The sequence below is a fragment of the Paenibacillus sp. FSL R5-0636 genome (assembly GCF_037974255.1).
GTDB lineage: Bacteria > Bacillota > Bacilli > Paenibacillales > Paenibacillaceae > Paenibacillus_AQ > Paenibacillus_AQ odorifer.
On the sequence record NZ_CP150232.1, the window covers coordinates 2,121,654 to 2,139,886 of the forward strand.

Genomic DNA, 18,233 nt, shown 5'->3' on the forward strand with positions numbered 1-18,233 from the left:
ATAAGATTAGACTTCATATGGATGACAAACGAAGGAGGAATAAGGATGTCTATAACTGAAGCAACAACCGTTCGCTTGTCCAGTAAAATTGCGAATACGATTCTTAGAGGGTGCAACAAGCAGGGAGAGCATGAATATGTGCTGGAAAGATGGGCGTATGTTCCGGGCATGTTGCTGATGGCAATGGCCCGGGCGGGTGTTCAGCTCCACCAGTCTGAGTATGTCTCCTTTATGGAGCGGCATATGGACACATTTATTGGAGATGATGGTTCCATCCGTACCTACAGGCTGGAAGAATATAATCTGGACCAGATTAACGAGGGGAAAAACCTGTTCCTGCTATACCAGAAAACCGGAGAAAAACGGTATGCTGAAGCAGCCCATTTGCTGGCCGCACAGCTTATTGGACATCCCCGCACCTCCGAAGGGGGATTCTGGCATAAGAAGGTATACCCTTTCCAGATGTGGCTGGACGGGCTGTACATGGCATCGCCATTCCTAGCGGAATACGGCAAGGTCTTTCAACGACCTGAACTGATTGACGAAGCGGCGCATCAGCTGCTGCTGGTTGAGCGACGGACCCGCGATCCACGGACCGGCCTGCTCTATCATGGCTGGGATGAGTCCAAAGAGCAAGAATGGGCTGACTCGTCTACCGGATTGTCCTCTCATTTCTGGAGCCGGGCGATGGGTTGGTATGCGATGGCTGTGGTTGATTGCCTGGAGCATTTTCCGCTCACTCATCCGCAGCGGGGGACGATCATTGGCATTTTCCAGCGGATGTGCGGCGCGCTTCTGGAGGTTCAAGACAAGGAGACTGGCCTCTGGTACCAGGTGTTAGATCAAGCGGGGAGAAAAGGCAATTATCTTGAAGCTTCCGGCTCGTGCATGTTTGTTTATGCGATGGCTAAGGGACTAAGATTAGGTTATCTGGAACCCTCTTTTATAGAGGCGATGTTGCAAGGGTATGAAGGCATTCTGACGCATTTGACTGAAGAGGATGAACAAGGTGTTCACTTGCACCAGATTTGTCATGGAGCGGGTCTGAGCAAAGACCGTAATGGCTCATACGATTACTATATCTCTGAGGACGTACTGTCGGATGTGCCTATGGGCGTCGCTCCATTGTTATTAGCATCACTTGAAGTGGAACGGTACCAAGCTGAAAAATAACAGAAGCCCAATCATTCCCTAAGTAATGGAATGATTGGGCCTTTTTTTGCTGCCAGATATATATTTATTAGCGTTTCAGCAGATCCTCGCGGATTGGTGTAAAGACATCGAGCAGCGCGGAGTCTGCTTCCAATGCGGTTACACCGTGCTTTGCATCTGGCGGTATGGCAATACTTTGCCCCGCGGTTACCTTATGCTTCTCGCCGTCAATACGAAATTCAAAGCTTCCACGCAGACAGTAGCTCATCTGCTCGTGAGGATGGCTATGCTCATAGCCCTCGGCTCCCTTTTCGAAATGAACCTCCATCATCATCAGACTGGCTGCAGCATTCAAGATACAGCGTTTAACTCCCGGTTCTGCTGGTTCCCATACTCCAAGATTGCTCATGTTCTAATCTTCCTCCTTCTATATAGTTATCGGGGCATGGCGATGTGAATTTTGCCTGCCTCAATTCTTAATTGGGTTGGTTCAGGTTGCCCGGACGTTGACTCAGGTTCTCCGAGAAGCCTAAGCGGTCCGAGACCCGGAACAGTAACAAGGCGTTCCTCCTTGGTGCCGTTGATGGCGGCGATAAACCATTTTCCATCCGTACGGGATATCCTGTACAAGCGTACTCCTTCGACAGCCTCTTCATAATCAAGCTGTTCAAGCTGTAGTGAAGGAGCATCTTCTGTCCGGGGATGAAGCAGAATGACGTAGTCGCTTGTACCACCATAAACACGGAAATGTTGCTGCTCTACCAGCGGATAATTCCCGGCTACAGCGCCTTCTCCCATTGTAATCACTGGAAGTTCTGGCTCGGCGATATAAGCGCTTAGGTGCTTGCCGTTCAGGCAAGCTGCATCAATGGATTGCTCCATTATACTTGCATCAGTACTGAGTGTATGCAGATTCCAGACGCTGTTAGATGCTCCCTCGATTCGATCCCATATCAAGTAGACGTTAAAGCCTGCTTTAATGAATAAGAAATTCCGCTCATATCCCCTGGCGTTAGCATCTGGAATAAGACTGCTGGCATGATCTAACTCTTCTGAGAAGCGTACTTCCTTGCATGTGCTTTGCAGTGGCCCATTGGCAAAATTTCCGAATGAATCGGTAAATTGAACAACATTATGAGCTGCGCTGGACACATACCAATGCCGGTCTCCGTTATAGTAACCTCCCGTTCCAGAATCAAGGGTTACTGGAACACCATCTGCCCAGATGGAGAAGTGCCCTTCATCGTGATGAGCGTGATAAGTCAGCGGTGAAGCCTCGTAGATTGCATAATGCTGAAGGTTCTGTTCTCCGTTGCGGAAGATGACATAACCGATATCGGGATAATGTACGGAGTCGAGTGCAGGCCTTTGTTCTGCTAAATCGGGCTGTGGATATAACAGCGCGACCAGAGGCAGAGGAAATGCGCCACTATCCTCAATCGGTTCTCCGCCGTGCTTCCACGTCCAGAGCATTTCCCCGGCAAGCTGGGGGTCTTCGTCCATATAGAATGGGGCAGCGTATCCAAGCAGGCGAAACCATTGTTCCTGCACATTGGCATCGCCGACCGCTGGTGTAAGCAGGATGGGGGAGCCAGAAGAGCCTCCTTGAATAATATCGGGTACAGTCACTGTGCCGATTAGGAAACGGTACATGCCCTTAACCTTTTCATGCTTGAAATAATCAATGCCCTTCAAACGCTTTAATAGGACGAAGAAGAGAAAATAGCGATGCAATACTGCGCCATGGTAGCGAATATTTTCTGGCCATGCGCCGTCTGAATCCACCACTTCTGCCAGCTGCCAGTTGATGACAGAGAGGGCATGATCAAGATATGCCTCACTTTGTTTTTCATTGGGAAAGAGGAGGGCATATACACCCAGTCCGGTTGCCCGGTCGGCATTCCAATTACTGCGTTTTCCTCCCTTTTCATCTGGGAAGGTCTCCAGATCAAACCGGTAGTAGTGGGTATCCATCATCATGTCTGCGATATACCGGAAATGAGCGAGAAGTTCGGTTTCTTCTCCAGTGAGGAATACACTGCTGCCAGCAATCTGATCGTAGATTACCGAAGCAGCAGCGAGCCCCCTCCCGATATGCACCGCGCCGTAAGTATCATCGTCATGCCAGCCGTCTCTACGGAAAATATCCATGCCTACCCGCATATCGGCAAGCATGTACTGGAGCTTTTGCTTGGCTCGAACCGCAAATTCACTTTCACCCGTGATCATATACATATTGGCGTCCGCTCCCGTAGCCTCCAGCAGGTAGGCCCAATTGGTAAGCGTCGGCCGATTAAAAAGCGGGGAGAGCTGCTCGGTTCCCAACGGCTGCCCCGCAGCATTTAGAAAATGGACCCCGATGCAGATTCCTTCGTCTAGAGGAGCTTCCAGACTGAGTGCTGTCTGCACGCTGTAATGATCACCTTCGTATACAGGTATGGTCTCTCCATAATGAAGGATTGTCAATCCCTTCACTTCCTCATTACTGATGCAGATACATTGCAAATCGTCTGCCAGACTAGCGCCAGATGGAGTCACACCAGATGGCTGAAGACCCTGCTGCCAGCTGGCCAATTTCTCTAGATATACTTTGCTTCCGTTTTCTCGGTCCTGACTCCACCCCAGCATCCCAGATTCTAGACCGCCATTCGCTAGTTCAACCGGCAAGCCAAGCTGCGAATGAGTCAGACGCAAGCCCCCGATGCGTGCCGTGCCCTTTCCCCGAATCTGTACAGAAAGCTTCAGGAAGGCCGTACTGGGAGGGGTTTTAAAAACAAAGGGTTCTACCCGGAACACGCCGAGTTTATGGAGTGGCGCAGCAGCTTCTCGGCTGGCAAATTGTTCAGATAGCTGCCGTTGTCTTTCGTACTCTTGCCGGACCTTGGGAAGCTGTTCGATTCTAAGGCGTATGCCCTCCAGCTCTCCTTCCGTATAACACCCGAAGGGGCGTGTACCGCCACCATATGCTGAAATCATCGGTAGTTCTAACCTCCTTGTAAAGTTGTCATATTTCGTGGGTGAGCTTTCTCTTAATTAGTATAAACGTGGCTTTACGAAGGGCGGGATAGATAAACAAATGAAGGAAAGGGGACAAAGCAACTGAAAAAGTGAAATTCTCCCCCAAGCGCAGTCGCTTTCTCCCTAACCGTTACGAACGGATAGAATTATCATTAAGGACATAAGCTTAGTCCAATGGACAGGAGGAACAATAAATGAATTTATCAAAACGTCAAATTAACGCCTGGACCTTCGTTGCTCCCAGTTTGATTCTGACGCTGGTTTTTGGAGTATATCCGATCTTTTGGGCTCTGAAGTACATGTTCTATGATTACCAGGGCTTCGGCGAACCCCTGTTTATCGGACTGGAGAATTTCGAGCGCTTATTAAGGGATCAGGAATTCTGGAAGTCAGTGGTCAACACCTTTATCTACGCTGGAGGCAAGCTGCTCATCACCTTGCCATTATCATTTTTACTGGCGGTTGTCCTTAACCGTGCACTAAAAGGGCGGCAGCTGCTAAGAGCGATTTACTTTATGCCGACCGTAATCAGTGCTTCGGTTATGGCCATCGTATTCTACGTTATCTTTAATTCATACAATGGGATGGTTAACCAGCTATTGGTCGGCTCTGGAATTATTTCCGCTCCGATAGATTGGCTAGGGCCGAAATATGCCTTACTAACAGCTATTATGATTGCGATATGGGGGGCTATCGGTAACTATATGCTGCTCTTTATCGCTGGTTTACAGAACATTCCTGAGGATCTCTATGAGGCGGCATCTATAGATGGAGCTGGACCCTTCAGAAAAATGTGGAACATCACCGTTCCCATGCTCGGACCTGTATTGCAAATGATCATTATGCTCGCTATTACCGCCTCCCTAAAAGGCTATGAGAGTATTATGGTGCTTACCGAAGGCGGTCCTTATGGCAAGACAGAAGTTATGTACCTGTACCTGTATAAGCTGTTCTTCCCTGTATCCAGTGGAGGTACAAGCATTCAGCAATTTGGCTACGGTAGTGCGGTTGGTTTTGCCACAGCAGTTATTGTAGGTCTGATTACCTTAGTCTACTTTTATGTATCTAAAAAGCTAAATGATATCTATTAAAAGAGAGGAGAATGAACAGTGAGTACATTACATGCGGAGACGAAGAATACTTCGGTCCAGCCTGTCCGATCCTTCAAGACCCGAGCGGTGCTGTCCCGGACCTTGCTGTGGATTTTTCTACTTATAGTGGCGGCTTTTGCATTGTTTCCGATTATTCTGGCTTTTTTCGGATCCCTTAAGACCAATCTGGAGTTGACGACAGGAACCACCTTGCTGCCTAAATCTTGGCAGATTGGAAACTACGCGCAGGCTTGGAATTCGGCTAACTTTGCCCGCTTTACATGGAACAGTGTGTTTATCAGTATCTTTACCACCTTAGGCACTCTATTAATTGGAACGATGGCCGCATATGCGGTAGCGAGAGTCGATTTTTATGGGAAACGCATATATGTTGTAATTCAGTCCTGTACGCTGTTCATCTCGATCGGTGCTGTGGTGCTGCGGCCGCAATTTGACCTTATGGTAGCGCTTAATCTACAGAAATCGTTATGGGGTGTCATTATTATTCTGATTAGTGCACATGCTACGGCATTTTTTATGTTGATTGGTTTTGTACGAGCGATTCCGAAGGATCTGGATGAGGCTGCTTTTATTGACGGCTGTAATTTCTATAGCGTATACTTTCGAGTTATCTTACCGCTTCTGACGCCCGCCCTTGGAGTCACGGCGCTCTGGACCTTCCGCGGAGCATGGAACGAATATATTCTGCCGCTGGTTTTTACCATGACTCAGCCAAAATTACAGACACTCACCGTAGGATTGGCGGGGCTAAAATATGGTATCGGCGATGCGGCGCAACCTCAATTGATGCTCGCGGGTGCATGTCTGTCCATGTTGCCAATGATTGTTGTCTATATTTTCGCTAATAAATCGTTCATGCAGATGACAGCTGGCTCTGTAAAGGGCTAAATTCGGGGCGGGCTTCGGACAGCTATTCAAGAAGGATGTGAATACATGCTGAAGGCCTGGGTTTATCGTACCTCTTTGAAGAAAAGAATATGGCTATCTTTTACCGCACTGACGGTATTCTGTATTTCAGTCACCGGTTTATTGGCTTACTCCATTGCTTCTCGGGCGATGGAGCGTAACTCTGTCGAGTTAAATCAAAATGTGCTGAATCAGTCAATCAATGTCCTAGACCAGAAGTTAAAGCAAATCATTGTGGCTTCCTCCACGATGATGTTGAGCGAAGCTTATCAGCAGACCATCCGGGATATTAAAGCTCATAATATGGAACGTTTTTTTGCCAATTTTTCTATGCTGCAAGCGCCCTTCACGCAGGTAGAGTTGACGGAAAACTCTATTGAATCTATCTTGATCAGTACGCCAGACGGGGATTTCTACTCTACCAGCAATCAGCGCAGAACCTTGACCCCATTTCTAGAATCTTCGCTGTACCAACGGGTTAAGGAGAAACCTGAATCCAATTGGGTGGAGAGCCATCGGGACGAGCTATTTGCCGGGAAACATCATGTTATTTCCCTAGTCTTGCAGCCGCTTACAGACAATTATGTCCCTGATCTATTTTTGATCGTTAATGTAAAAGAGGACATTCTTGAAGATACTGTAAGTGGAGGCGGGAGTCTTGGCTCCGCGCGTTTTTTACTGATCAATAAAGAGGGAACAAGCGTCTTCGGAGACGGGGAACGCCCGGAATGGTCTCGGGACTCTGTGTTTTTAGACAAACTGAGGGAGGCGGACCGGGGTAATTTTGAATATTCCGCTGGTGACGGGACAATGCTGCTCAGCTATGCCAGTTCAGGGTATGCAAAAGACTGGGTGTTGGTCAGCTACCTGTCCAAAAAGGAACTGCTGCAACCTGTTCGGAGTATTCAATGGCTGGTGTTGATGATCATGGCGGCATGTATCGTCATCGCGCTTTTTCTTGCAAGGTATCTGTCCGCTTTGCTACTGGGACCGCTGCTGAAACTGCAACGGACGATGTCTCGTGTAGAGCAGGAGGATCTCAGTGCTCGCTTCCAGAGTCCTTTCCAGGATGAGATTGGGGAGGCAGGACGCAAATTTAACCAGATGTTAGACCGGATCGGCGAGTTGATTGTTGAAGTCAAGGATACAGAAAAAGAAAAGAGAAAAGCGGAGATCAAGGCGCTTCAGGCGCAGATCGAGCCTCATTTTTTATATAACACATTAAACACGATTTTCTGGAAATGTGAGATGGATGAATATGAGGACGTGAAACAGATGGTCATTTCGCTGTCTGCGCTGTTTCAGCTGGGACTGAACAACGGGCAGGAAATTACGACCTTAGGCAAGGAACTGGAACATGTCCGCCAGTATCTAAACCTTCAGCAGCAATGTTATGAAGGGTTGTTTGACTATACAATTGATGCCGGAGTGGAACTGCTGGAGCTTCCTGTGTTGAAAATTATTATTCAGCCCTTGGTAGAGAACTCTATCCTGCACGGTCTTAAGGAATTAAGGGGAGGGGGAGTGATCCGGATCTCCGTAGAAGTAGCCAAAAATACACTGCTCATCCGGGTTACTGATAACGGAACCGGCATGAATGCGGAGAAACTCAATGCCTGGCTGAAGGAGCCGAACGGCAGTGGAGGGTACGCTCTGTCTAATATATGTAGCCGACTGCAGCTGTACTACGGCAAAGAAGCCGGATTGGTCTTTCGAAGCAGTCCGCGTGTTGAAACCGAAGCTGTTCTATCCATTCCTGTGGAAGGGGGAATAAATCCTGAGCGCCCATTCAATTAAAATATGTATTGTTGATGATATTCCTGCAGTGGTCCGCGGATTGTCGCAGCGGATTCCTTGGGAGGAACATGGGATTGTGATCGCGGCCACCGCGGCAGACGGGGAAGAAGGTCTGGAGCAGATCCGCAAGCATCGTCCTGACATCGTATTGACGGATATCCGAATGCCTTTTAAGGATGGTTTAGAGATGATGCGGAGCCTTCAAGCGGAGCAGCCAGGCATCAAACTGATTTTTTTGACGGGTTATTCTGATTTCACTTATGCCCAGGAAGCTGTTAAGCTGGGTGCCTTTGATCTGATTGTAAAACCGTACACCAAGGTTCAAGTGCTTGAATCCGTGTTGAAGGCCAAGGAAGTGTTGGAACGGGAACGCAGTCAAGCTGAGCAGATGATGGACATGGAACAAAAGCTGCGCGAGAGCTTACCCTATTTGCGTCAGGAATATATGCGTCTGCTCATCCGTTACGGAACTAGACAGCAGCATTTGAGCCAGCAGTGGGATTTTTACAATATCGAGATGAATAACCATAACTTTTGCGTGATGGTAGCGGAAGTGGATTTTTTTGTGGAACGTACATCAGAACTTACGGTTTCCGAGGTGGAGTTAATCCGCTTTGCCGTACAGAATATTTTGGAAAATACAATATCTGAATACACTCGGGGCATTGTGTTCCGGGAAAATGTGAATCAATTCGTTATTGTGATGAACCCTCTGGCGGAGCCGAATATGGAGCAACTTGCAGAGAAATGCCGGGAAAATGTACATCGGTATACGTACCAGACGGTGTCCATTGGACTGGGTGGAGAGGTAGAAGAGGTAGGGCAGCTTTCTGCTTCTTATGCGCAGGCACTGTCTGCACTTGCGAACACCTTTCTAAATGGTGGGAACAGCGTGTACACCTATGTTGAAGATGCAGTCGTGAATGCCGCGCTACCCAGATACTCATATGACAAGGAGAGAGAATTGCTTTATTGTCTGCGTTCGGCAAATTTGTCCAAAGCAGAGGAGCAGCTGGATAACATTTGGCATGATTGGATTACTGCACCGGCAACGCCTAACCCGTCCATCGTTAAGACACTCTGTCTTGAACTGGCTCATTCTATCCATCGGATTTTTTCGGAAAAAGCAACAGATTCGGAAGTTAAAACTCTGGAAAACAAACTTGCAGACATGAGCAGTGCAGTCTCTTTTGAAGATCTTAGCCGCCAGATTCGGGAATTTTGCCGTTTGGGCTGTACGTATTTGCAACAACGCCAATGCAGTGACGCGCGTATGCTTGTGGATCGGGCCATCACTCATATCAATGGAAATCTGCATCGAAATCTATCCGTCGCCGACTGTGCACGGGAGGTGCATCTTAGTCCTAGCTACTTCTCCAATCTTTTTAAAAAGGAGACAGGGATGACACTCGCCCAATATATTATCGGGAGACGAATGGACAAAGCCAAGGAGCTAGTGCTGGAAGGCATACAGGTTCAGGATATTGCCATCTCTTTGGGCTATGAGGATCGACCCTATTTTACAGAGCAGTTCAAAAAATATACCGGAATGACGCCGACTGACTTTCGTGCAAAATATACCTTACCCAAAGTGGAGGGAAACAGTGATTTCGTCTCCCATTGACAGTTGTTTTCTCCTTCACTGATAAAAGGGCAGCGGAATTATAATTTTCTTAAGAAATGAATGCGATTTCAAAAGAAAAGGGAGGCATTTTAGATGAAAAGAAACAAATGGATATTAGCTGGAGTTTCGCTGATGCTGGCTGGCTCGTTGGCCGCCTGTTCATCATCCGAATCTAATACGGAGGTAAGCAGCAGCAATACAAACTCCGAAAAAACAAAATTGGTCTACTGGACCATTGATCGTCACGATTCTGATTTTATTGAACAAAAAATCAGCGAGTATGAAGGTCTTAATCCCAATATTGAGATTGAAATGAAGGTTATGGCAGAGAACTATACCCAGTCGGTGGATATTGCCTTCTCCAGCATGCAGGCGCCTGATATTCTCCGGGTGGATACTTATAACGTGCCAACGTGGGTCAAAAGAGGGTATCTGGAATCTTTTGATAGCTACATTTCACCAGAGATGAAGAGCCGGTTCGAGAACGTACTTATCAACGAGAAAAATACCGTTGACGGCAAAATATATAGCCTTCCCAATATCGGTCAGTTCTGGCGCCTCATCTATAACGTAGATTTGTTCGAGAAGGCTGGCATTACAGAGCCGCCTACCACACTCGCAGAGATGGTCGAGGATGCCAAGAAAATTACGGAAGCGGGAAAAGATATAGGCGCTTACGGCTTCGCGGGTAATTTCAAAAGTACCAGCGGATTTGAGCGTATCGCTTATCCAATAACAACACTTAGCAAGACTAAGGGCACAGAGGGCTTCGACTTCCAGACCGGGCAATTTGATTTTAGCGTATATAAAGAGGTTGCTGAGGCGCTGCGGCAGATTAAGGTGGATGGAAGCATGATGCCAGGATCGGAATCGCTTGATATCGACCCGCTGCGTGCGCAATTTGCTCAAGGCAAGATCGGTATGTATTTCAACCATTCCGTTGAGCCGACGGTCTACAAAACCCAATTCCCAACTGAAATTCGCTGGGCAGCTGCGATTCCTCCAACTATTGACGGGGAGCAGAAGGGTGTCAGCCAAGTTATTGCAGGAAGTTATTTGGCTATGAGCAAGGATTCTAAGCATAAGGAAGAAGCTTGGAAGTTTATTGAATGGATGTACAGTGATGATGTGCAGATTGCTTATCAGGAAGCAGGGTACGGGGTTTCGGTTATTCCATCGGTTGCTACTGTTGCCAAGGCACCAGACATTGCAGGGATTGAAGATTTTCTGCCTACAAAGTTAGACGGGATTTATCCAGCGACTCCGATGGTCATTAGTGAGGGACGTCTGGAAGGACTAAAGAAGGTTGATGTCTTCAATAGATACATTTTTGGTGGTGGAGATTTAGATAAAGAGCTTCAGGACTTGAATACTCGCTATAATGCGGCACTTGAAAAAGCCAAAGCCGCAGGTGACACCGATATCGAAGCACAGCCGGACTTCGATGCAGGTTCCCTGCAGGGATCATTGGCCAAATAAATCGAAAAGACGCCCCTTCGGCTTCGTATTAATACGAGCTAGGGGCGTCTTTTTTTGATGACTATTAAGATAATTTTTATTCCTCAGTCGTTTTAGCTGTGCTGGGGGTTCCTTTGTTATTGTAGAGCCACAGCGCGTATTCCAGAGGGCGAATAAGGGCTTTGCGGTATGTGGTTCCGTCACCTGATCTTGCGAACACTTCACGGGCGGGCTTTGGATTAACTTCCAGCACGTAAATTTTCCCTTCGCGATCAATGGCCAGGTCCAATGCAAGCTCACATAAGGCTCCGTAACTTTCTTCCAGGAAGGCTGCGGCATCAAGGCCTAACCTCTCGGCAGTCTTCATGACCTTATCGGTTTTATCCTGACTACCCAGCCATTCCTTCAGCAGTGTTTCCGCTCGAACGGCATGACCACCGCCATGAAGATTGGAGGTTACACTCCGCGCTGCACCGACCCGTGCTGCCATACCTGTGAGTTCCCAGACACCTTGCCCATTCTTTTGAACGAGCATCCGGTAATCATGGAAACGTCCGCCCGGCAGACGTAATGGAATCCCCTGTTGGATAAGGAAACGTCCGCCGATGCACCATTGCCGTACGATGGAATCCAGCCGAGTAGAAGAGACTTTACGTGTGGGAATGATTCGGCGATCTTGGCGACGGCCTTGAATATCATATACCCCACGCCCATTCTTCATTCTCTCAATTCTGAGGATGCCACGTCCACCTGTGCCGTTTGCCGGCTTGATATAGACTACTGAATTGGTTTTCAGCATCCGGCGCAGGTCGGCAGAGGACTGATAGAGTAAAGTTTCTGGCATATGTTGCCGGAAACGGCTTTTTTGTGAGAAGGTTTGGTGAATGGTCCATTTGTTGCGCAGTGGACGATTCAGAAATAACAGATGATTGTAGCGTTCTCGGAAACGAAGCAGTTGCTGAAAGCGTGAGCTGCGCTGAATACGGCAACGGTCATAAATCATGTTCGGAAAAGAACGCCATTTGCGTGACCATTTTCCGCTCTTGGGATCAAAGACAAGGGCATGGATCTGCTCTTTACTGGGATGAACATCCATGGGGGTGAAAACAAAGACATCCAAGCCAATTCGTTTGCCCTCGACGATCATTCTCCGGTACACGGCCTTTTCTTCAAGCTGCTTGGCTTCGTTAATATATAAAGTAAGAATGCCTAAGACGGGCTCTGGCACAGGAGTTCACCTTCTTGTGGAGAATTAGTAGTGCTGCCGGTATGATGGGGTGACCGGAGCAGTAATGTTGGCTTGCCGGTAGGACCAGTGGTAAGTGTGTCGGCAGCAAGGCCGATATTGAAGCACATCTTTAGGCTAGCTGTATTGTCACAGGCAACACTGCATTGCAGATGCCCGAGGCGTTTCAGCTGGGCAGCCATTAAGGCAGTGCCGGTGTGTCTATTCCGGTAGAAGGGGTGCACAGCGACAAGACAGGCTTCTGCACCGAAACCGGATACGAAGCTGACTCCTGCGAGCTGGCGCCCATTCTGACCGCGTACGGTGGCAACAAGCAGCGAGATACCCGGCTCTGACAACTGATCCGGTGTTAAACGGGCCAGTACTTTGCAAGCTTGGTTTGTGATTCGCTTCTCCCCATGCGCTCTTATAAACTCAAGCAGTCCAGCCAGCCGTGATTTCCACTGTTTGGCATTTGTGTCATAGATGGAGGATATCTGCATGCTGTGTCACATCCTTTTAATGATTTCTATTTAAACTGGCGCGCTAAGTGCTGGCCGTAGTGAAAGATTCGCTCTAGGGACAGCTTGCGGATCGCGGGTTCATCAAATTTCATCGGCCGGGAGTTGGCCTCAAAGAACCAGAGTCCCCCGTTCTCATCTACACCCAGATCCATCGACATCTCTCCGAGCATAGAGTCAGAAGCTCTTTCGATTTGTCTAGCGATAAGAAGGGCGGTTGTAGGCACGCTCTTCAGGATCATGGCTGCTCTTTCGGTTCCAAATGTACTTTCCAGCATGCTGGCAGGCTCTTCAATACTACCGCCGCGTGGTACATGTGTCGTTATACTTCGGGCACCGGCGAGGCGTGCGCCTATGCCGGTCACTCCCCAGCCGCCTCTGCTGTTTTTTTGCAGCAGCACCCGCAGATCAAACGGTCTTCCCCGATGAGTCGCCAGTTCAATAGCCTGCTGCACAATATAACGAGAGATTCCTTTTTCTTTTCCGATTCTTGCCCAGAGCCGGTCCATGGAAGCTGCTTTGTACGTCACATTTTTTTTGCCGCTTTGAATTTGAAGCCGGTAAGGCAAAGCGGTATCTGCACGATATTTCAGGCGCATAATTCCTTTTCCTGCTTTGCCGTTCTCTGGTTTAAGGTAGAGGCTGGTATGCTGGTTCAGCATGGCAGTAAGGGTGTTTGCACTGCGTAATCGTCTCGTTTTTGGAACATGCTTTGAGGTGGAGTGCGAACCCCTTAACCATTCGAATAGACTCCATTTATTGAAAAAATATGGATTATATAGCTTAATGCCTGGATGTTCCAGGCATTGAGCTATTTTACGTACCACAGCAGGTTTTTCCTCATCCTCACGGGTGGGAATTCGGTTATAAATGATTTGTGGAAGAGGTACAGGAATGCTGTACCAGATTTTACCGCTGGACGATGGGACATATCCGTTCACCATCCGTTCCTCAAGCTTGAGGTCACGGACAGTGACGACGTAGACAAGAAATCCCATTTCTTTGCCTGTGCGAATAATGTCCCGGAAGTTGCTGCGGTTGCCATTAAATTGCCGTACTTTATCGCTGGTTGTCAGTATGGCAATAACAGGTTTTGTATCTTCCGGATTATGGGTGCTCACATCTCATCCCTCCTGCGGAATTTGCTGAGGTATAGACAATGCTCCAGAATGTGCTCGATGGAAGCTTTGCCCTCAGCGCGCAGGGAAGGGTGACGGAAGATGGAACGACCTGGTTTGGCGTTGGCCTCGAACATCCAGATGTCTTCATCCTGATCAATTCCGAGATCAAAGCCAATTTCACCGAGCAAATGACGATGCTGGACTTCTAGTGATTCTGCCAGCTTGATGGCTGTAGTCTTTGCACGCTGCAGTACTTCGTCAGCTCTTGCGCCGAATACACGTCCGAGTGCTTGCTGAGGTGTAAGCAATGCTCCTCCATTTTTAAGGTGAGTGGTGACACTGCCACGGCCGGCTTTTTTAGCGCCTATGCCGACTACAATCCACTGATTACTGCCGTTTTTATGCATATGGAACCGGAAATCAATCGGGCAGCCATCTATTTCAATGAGGCGTATTCCCTGCTGAACTATATAATTTTGCAGATTTTGACCGTGACGCGAACGAAGCATACGCATAAGGGCTTCAAAGGTGGTAAAGCGTAAAAGAACGTTTTTTCCTCCCCGACGGTAGCGGGCAAAATACCCCTTTTTCGGGAGATAGGTAAGCCGATAAATGCCGTGACCCAGACTTCCCGCAGAAGGTTTATAGTATACAAAATGATGGTGATCCAGCATTTCTCTCATTTTTTCCGTGGACGGATTGCTGTGGGTTTCAGGTACGTAACGATTTGCCGCCCCATCATTTTCTAAAAGCTTATAGATATCGGATTTATTGAAAAAGCTCCAGTTAAAGTATGGAATTCTTTTCCGCATAAATCGTTCGCGAAGTTGGTTGATATAGGGTGAGGTCTCAGCTCTCCGACTGGGCAAGCGATTATAGACAACATCAGGCAGAGGGACCATTTTTCGTTCAAACTTACCGCTTGAAGTCAAAAAATATCCATAGACCTGTTCCTGTTGCCAGTTGATGTCACGCGGCATAAAGGCAAATATATAACATTTGTTGCTGCCTTCCCGCAGTAATTGCTTGATGAACCCTGTGCGAGAACCGAAAGGCTGAGACGAGGAAGCAGGACCATCGGACAATATGCCAACTAAAGGTCCTAGCTGCACCTCGTCATTCTGTAGATTGCGTAAATAGACACCGCCTGATTTCGGAACCTTGATAGCGCTTTTTACGCCTGAGGCGAGATATAGGTGATTTCCGGCGCGCTTGATGGGCTTGATCATGGTCGGGGTGGCATCTTTACCGAGCCTTAAGCGTATATTTTTTTTCCCGGTTAACTTCAAGCTTTTCATCAGTGCACCTGATACATATACAACTCTTTGGGGCTGCTTAGTGAAATGCACATTGCAAAAAGTGAGACTCATTTATGAATCCTCCTTAGGAACCATTGTTATCATTCTCCCGTTTGTAACGGAGCTGTCCGTAGATAGGGATGGTATCCGTCGTTGTGTGAGCAGTAGATGGCGCGCATAAGACAGTGGATTCTCGGCGGCGAGCTTAGCAGCCCGGCGGTCGCCCGTCAGCCGGAATACCGTGCGCCCTGGCTTGGAATTTGCTTCTAGTAAATGAATCCGACCGCTCGAATCAATACCGAAATCAAGGCCGAGTTCTCCAAGCCTGCCGCATGCAGCCTCCAGTAGTGGAGGCAAGTATGCAGCTTCTGCAGCAAGCTCACGCATGATGTCTTTTCCACCCTGACCATATTCTGCAAGCAAAAAAGGCAGGGGAGAAACAGCTGTTCCGCCGCCATGCAGGTTCGAAGTCAGCGAACCTTGGTTACCCAGCCGTACGGCCATGCCGGTAAGAGTCCAGCGGCCAAGGCCATTCTTTTGCATCAATACACGCACATCGAACGGTTGCCCCTTACTATTAGTTAGGTGCAGGAAAGGCTGTATAATATAGCGGCGTGAGCCGATAAATTCATGAATCCAGTTCAGTCCTTCAGCCTGTGAGTCGAAAACATATTGAAATGGTGTATTTGTTCCGTCACGCCCTCGTACTCTCATGCCTCTGTTCTGCAGTATGGCATGTAATGTACGTTTGCCATGGGTGCCGGCCTTGGGCTTTAGAAAAACTCCATATTCTCTTTCAGCAAGCATTGTACTTAACCTGCGGGTACCGGTATAGAGTACAGTTTCCGGCAGTATTGCCGCTGCTCTCCGGTCGCGCTTCAATATCTCATGTACACCCCATTTATCTGGCAAACCTCGAGACCAAGGTAGAGAACGATGAAGAGAAGAAAGTGCAGCGGAAGCTTCTTTTCTTTCTTTCGGACCTTCGTGAAAACAGCGATTATAGACAATATCTGGCGGTGAAGAAGTGGTATTCTGCCAGCTTCCATCTTTCCAGGTATAGCCGGTAATGGAGGAACCGTCTGCCGCTACTCCGTCTGGATGAAATACGAGGACTTTTAGGCTGTATAGAGGAGCTGCCCGGCATAAATGACTGCAAAACTCTGGCTCGGCGATCGGTGGATTCCCGTTGCGGCGGCCTGTCATAATGCCGAGGAACCCCACTTCTTTTTCAGTCATCGTGTCCTCCTTATAAACCGGCCAAGTAGCGGCAATATAAAATCATTTGCTTGACGGACGGTCTTATTTTTTGATCGTTTAACGGTGTATTATCGTTCTTGGAGGGCTTGGAGTTAACCTCTAAGAGCCATATTCGTCCTGATTGATCCAGTGCCAGATCGATTCCGAGCTCTCCGAAATGAGCGGGGATAAAGGTTTCGACCCCTCTTGCAATGGCAAGTGCTGCTCTGGGCAGCTGAAGCTGAACGTTTTCTTTTGCGCCCGGAGGAAGACTGCTCTTGCTAACCGCTTCTTTCACTGTGCTGAGACTGCCACCTCTAGCTAAATTAGACACGAAGTGATTGCTTCCGGCGGTGCGGGCGACAATGGAGGTAACTCCCCATTTTCCGCTGCCATTCTTCTGAACAAGTGCCCGGAAATCTACAGGTCGCCTTCCTAGCTCCATCAAAGGCAATCCCTGCTGAATCTGGTATCGAGTGGTCTTCATTTTGGGAGCGATGGACTGGTACAATTTAGCGAGAGTGGTGTAGCTTTGCTTGCGTGTACCTATGGAGGTAGTAGACAATAGACGGTAACCTCCGCCTTCTTCTTTAGAGATACGAAGTATGCCTTTGCCGAGACTGCCTCGTACAGGTTTCAAAAATACACTTGGGTAATGGCTGCACATCTTCTTCATTACGGCAAAGCCGTTCAACGCATGCGATTCAGGTAAATACCGCTGCAGGGAAGGGTCTTGCGCTAAAGCTTCAAATACCTCTGTCTTGTCAAGAAATTTTTCGTTGAAGAAATGCGTTCCATATCGCGATTTTACATCCGCCAAAAAATGCTGTACGCTAGGTTTATTCTCCACCTTTCGCGTCGTTAACCGATTGTTGATTACATCGGCAATGGGCAGACTCATTTTTCTCCAACCCTCGTTGTATACCCAGCCCTGAATGGAAGAACTGCGTGTTTCCAGCGCTTCCGGGGTAAAGAAATATACATAGGCGCCTTGTGTGTGGCAGGCATTTGTCAATTCCCGGCAGAACATGGTAATGGGTCCAAACAACCTGTCGAGATTATCTGGATGGTCACGACTGACGAGCACGCCGATCAACGGTCCAAGCCGCAAGGTGCGGCTTACAGAGCTGTAAGAAACGTTGAGGGTTTGTCGGTGTTTCCATCCGGTCCGCCGCGCCAGTCCTTCGCTTACACGCAGGATGTCAGATTTGGGAGCCGAGATAATGGTAACCTCCTGCCGGAAAGAGCCGAATGCCAGCTGGAGTGTTCCGTGAGACGGGATTTTGAGTCTTTTCATGGATTTTTCGCCAAGCATTATAGCGTTTTCCTGCAGGATGCCCGAGTTGACCGTATGGACCGGGATCTTGAATTGGGACATCGTGGATCTCCTTCCGGTAGGCAGCATGATGCCGGCAATTTGGTAGCTAAGGGTTACATATCATTCATCATATGGAGACAGATGACCCTTGGTGATTGACCTAATCGCTAAAAACCTTGCCCAGTCATTTCATAAGCTCGGCCCAAGAAGCGAAACAAGTATGGAATGAGCGAATATTGGAAACTAAAGCAGCGTGGATTCAGGAAGCAGCTGCTAACAAAACTTAAGCGTATGTTTTCGGAGTGAGTTTTTAGAGCAGAGTAGATTCAGGAAGCAGCTGTTACAAAACCTAAGCGTAAGCTTCCGAAGTGAGTTTTGCACGAAGACGATAGGAAGTGTACGCTAACAAAACTTAAGCGTAAGTTTCCGAAGTGAGTTTTGCAC

At 48.2% G+C, this 18,233-nt stretch carries 14 protein-coding genes; 6 read left to right on the forward strand and 8 right to left on the reverse strand.

Going from position 1 to position 18,233, the window contains the following annotated elements:
• Window positions 1–45: 45 nt before the first annotated feature.
• Entirely contained in the window at window positions 46–1,173 is a 1,128-nt protein-coding gene (locus tag MKX34_RS09165) for a glycoside hydrolase family 88 protein (RefSeq protein WP_038569650.1), read from the forward strand.
• 67 nt (window positions 1,174–1,240) lie between these two features.
• Here the strand turns inward: MKX34_RS09165 and MKX34_RS09170 are convergent, their stop codons facing one another.
• On the reverse strand, window positions 1,241–1,561 hold the full coding sequence (locus MKX34_RS09170) for a cupin domain-containing protein (RefSeq protein WP_036683993.1): 321 nt from the start codon (window positions 1,559–1,561) through the stop codon (window positions 1,241–1,243).
• A gap of 26 nt (window positions 1,562–1,587) precedes the next feature.
• A complete protein-coding gene (locus tag MKX34_RS09175) occupies window positions 1,588–4,128 on the reverse strand; it encodes a heparinase II/III family protein (protein ID WP_076104086.1) in 2,541 nt (846 codons plus the stop codon).
• 236 nt (window positions 4,129–4,364) lie between these two features.
• On the opposite strand from MKX34_RS09175, the gene MKX34_RS09180 reads away from it, so the two are divergent.
• The 5 genes from MKX34_RS09180 (at window position 4,365) to MKX34_RS09200 (ending at window position 11,088) form a co-directional block, all read left to right on the forward strand.
• Complete coding sequence (locus MKX34_RS09180; RefSeq protein WP_038569654.1) at window positions 4,365–5,261, forward strand: sugar ABC transporter permease; 897 nt, start codon at window positions 4,365–4,367, stop codon at window positions 5,259–5,261.
• An 87-nt stretch (window positions 5,262–5,348) separates the two neighbouring features.
• Complete coding sequence (locus MKX34_RS09185) at window positions 5,349–6,170, forward strand: carbohydrate ABC transporter permease (RefSeq protein ID WP_232061512.1); 822 nt, start codon at window positions 5,349–5,351, stop codon at window positions 6,168–6,170.
• 45 nt (window positions 6,171–6,215) lie between these two features.
• Window positions 6,216–7,985 carry a sensor histidine kinase gene (locus MKX34_RS09190; protein WP_036683988.1) on the forward strand — a complete coding sequence of 590 codons (1,770 nt, stop codon included), beginning with the start codon at window positions 6,216–6,218 and terminating at the stop codon, window positions 7,983–7,985.
• A 7-nt stretch (window positions 7,986–7,992) separates the two neighbouring features.
• Window positions 7,993–9,609, forward strand: coding sequence for a response regulator (locus MKX34_RS09195; RefSeq protein WP_256715441.1), 1,617 nt, complete (start codon window positions 7,993–7,995; stop codon window positions 9,607–9,609).
• Window positions 9,610–9,702: 93 nt separating this feature from the next.
• Complete coding sequence (locus MKX34_RS09200) at window positions 9,703–11,088, forward strand: sugar ABC transporter substrate-binding protein (protein WP_036683984.1); 1,386 nt, start codon at window positions 9,703–9,705, stop codon at window positions 11,086–11,088.
• A 76-nt stretch (window positions 11,089–11,164) separates the two neighbouring features.
• On the opposite strand, the gene MKX34_RS09205 is transcribed toward MKX34_RS09200, so the two are convergent.
• From MKX34_RS09205 to MKX34_RS09230, 6 genes are read right to left on the reverse strand one after another with little or no spacing between them, the layout of a single operon-like run.
• Window positions 11,165–12,295 (reverse strand): YheC/YheD family protein, encoded by a 1,131-nt coding sequence (locus MKX34_RS09205; RefSeq protein ID WP_036683982.1) that lies wholly within the window; start codon window positions 12,293–12,295, stop codon window positions 11,165–11,167.
• Window positions 12,277–12,795: a GNAT family N-acetyltransferase gene (locus MKX34_RS09210; protein ID WP_036683981.1), complete on the reverse strand. Its 519-nt coding sequence runs from the start codon at window positions 12,793–12,795 to the stop codon at window positions 12,277–12,279. Before MKX34_RS09210 ends, MKX34_RS09205 begins: the two co-directional genes overlap by 19 nt.
• 26 nt (window positions 12,796–12,821) lie before the next feature.
• A complete protein-coding gene (locus tag MKX34_RS09215; protein WP_036683979.1) occupies window positions 12,822–13,934 on the reverse strand; it encodes a YheC/YheD family protein in 1,113 nt (370 codons plus the stop codon).
• A complete protein-coding gene (locus MKX34_RS09220) occupies window positions 13,931–15,304 on the reverse strand; it encodes a YheC/YheD family protein (protein ID WP_036683976.1) in 1,374 nt (457 codons plus the stop codon). Before MKX34_RS09220 ends, MKX34_RS09215 begins: the two co-directional genes overlap by 4 nt.
• Window positions 15,305–16,471: a YheC/YheD family protein gene (locus tag MKX34_RS09225; RefSeq protein WP_076099995.1), complete on the reverse strand. Its 1,167-nt coding sequence runs from the start codon at window positions 16,469–16,471 to the stop codon at window positions 15,305–15,307.
• A gap of 10 nt (window positions 16,472–16,481) precedes the next feature.
• The gene (locus MKX34_RS09230) at window positions 16,482–17,849 is read right to left on the reverse strand and encodes a YheC/YheD family protein (RefSeq protein ID WP_036683975.1); all 1,368 of its coding nucleotides are present in this window, start codon (window positions 17,847–17,849) and stop codon (window positions 16,482–16,484) included.
• Between the last annotated feature and the right edge of the window lie 384 nt (window positions 17,850–18,233).

Bases quoted from the DNA above. Each gene is read 5' to 3' on its own strand.
- MKX34_RS09180 (WP_038569654.1), top strand. From the start codon at position 4,365: ATGAATTTATCAAAACGTCAAATTAACGCCTGGACCTTCGTTGCTCCC.
- MKX34_RS09225 (WP_076099995.1), bottom strand. From the start codon at position 16,471: ATGACTGAAAAAGAAGTGGGGTTCCTCGGCATTATGACAGGCCGCCGC.
- MKX34_RS09175 (WP_076104086.1), bottom strand. From the start codon at position 4,128: ATGATTTCAGCATATGGTGGCGGTACACGCCCCTTCGGGTGTTATACG.
- MKX34_RS09165 (WP_038569650.1), top strand. From the start codon at position 46: ATGTCTATAACTGAAGCAACAACCGTTCGCTTGTCCAGTAAAATTGCG.
- MKX34_RS09230 (WP_036683975.1), bottom strand. From the start codon at position 17,849: ATGTCCCAATTCAAGATCCCGGTCCATACGGTCAACTCGGGCATCCTG.
- MKX34_RS09170 (WP_036683993.1), bottom strand. From the start codon at position 1,561: ATGAGCAATCTTGGAGTATGGGAACCAGCAGAACCGGGAGTTAAACGC.
- MKX34_RS09200 (WP_036683984.1), top strand. From the start codon at position 9,703: ATGAAAAGAAACAAATGGATATTAGCTGGAGTTTCGCTGATGCTGGCT.
- MKX34_RS09220 (WP_036683976.1), bottom strand. From the start codon at position 15,304: ATGAGTCTCACTTTTTGCAATGTGCATTTCACTAAGCAGCCCCAAAGA.
- MKX34_RS09190 (WP_036683988.1), top strand. From the start codon at position 6,216: ATGCTGAAGGCCTGGGTTTATCGTACCTCTTTGAAGAAAAGAATATGG.
- MKX34_RS09210 (WP_036683981.1), bottom strand. From the start codon at position 12,795: ATGCAGATATCCTCCATCTATGACACAAATGCCAAACAGTGGAAATCA.